We start from the raw sequence: 1,307 nt of genomic DNA on the forward strand, positions 1-1,307 counted from the left end.
TTTGCTCCGCCCACATAGTAGTCGGTGTCAGCCATACCGGACTGGGTGTTCATCACATTGTACACACTCCAGCCCACGTAGCCGGAGCAGTCCACGCCGGCGTAGTGATACTGATTCCACAGGCCGAACTGATAGGTGGTGCTGGTGTAGTCGTTGTCATTGCGGTAGCTGAAATTGGCGTCCTGCTGCTGGAAGAAGTCGATCCAGGTCTGGGGGATGCCGATGGTCCGTCCCTGGGGGCTGGAGGCCACATCCTGCCAGTCCCAGGTGCCGCCATAGACATACAGAGCGGTGCCCACGGGCTCCAGGGCGGTGGCCAGATAGTTCTTCACTGTGCGCTGGCCGGGGGTCCCGCTGACGGGGGCCTCGTAGGGCTCCGCCACAAAGGTCTGGTAGACCACCTGGGCGGGATTGCCATAGACCTTTACAGTTTTGCCCAGGATGGAGGTCAGGGTGATGGGCTGGACCACAGCGCCGCCGGTTTTGGGGTCGATGTGGTAGAGCTTGGTGCCGCCGTTCATGGGAATGCTTCTGCCGTTGACGGTAATACTGGAGGCGGAGGCGTTGGAGACAGTGCCCTCCACGCCGTTGGCCTCAGAGGCGGCCACCACCACGCCGTCAGAGACGGTGATATTGTACACATAGCCCTCGTTCATCAGGTTCTGGAGGGCGTAGTTGTTGTCCGCAGACACCTTGGCGGTACCGGTGACGCCGTCCGCGAAGAAGCGGTGGATCATGTCCTCCTTGGGGATCACGGTGTCAAAGCGGGAGCTCTCCATGCAGGCGAAGGTGCCGTAGCCCTCCACGCCCACATAGACCACGTTGGAGTAAGTACCGTCGGCCAGGGGCTTCTCGGGCTCCGCAGTGGGGATGTCGGCCTTCTCGCCGAACAGCTCGGCCAGGACCTGCTCCGCGCTCATATCCCGGAAGCCGTCCGGGTCGGTGAGGCCGGCGCTGCCGATGGTCCAGGAGAATTTTCCGTTGTTGCTGTTGCTGATGTTGGTGACATAGCTCATGCCCCGCTGGACGGCGTCGTACCGGGAGCTCCACTCAGGATAGTACTTCTCCATGTAGTACTTGGCCAGCTGATAGGCCTGGCTGTTGGGCTTGTCGCTGACGCCGGAAATCTGGATGCCGCCGCCGCCCTGACCGTTCTTGCTGTCAGAGGGGGTGGAGTGGGCAATGACAATGCTGCCGTCCTCGCAGGTGCCCAGGCAGATCCAGCAGTGTCCGCTCATGCTCATAATGTCGCCGGGCTTGAAGTCGGCGGCGGTAAACTCCCGGGTGTACTCACCGAAGCCGGCCTC

General features: G+C 61.8%; 1 pseudogene. It reads right to left on the reverse strand.

The window, feature by feature from the left end:
- Positions 1 to 1,307 (reverse strand): annotated as a pseudogene (locus D1646_RS22330) (hypothetical protein); the annotation flags it as partial.

Origin of the sequence: Pseudoflavonifractor sp. 60 (assembly GCF_009911645.1) — a bacterium.
GTDB lineage: Bacteria > Bacillota > Clostridia > Oscillospirales > Oscillospiraceae > Lawsonibacter.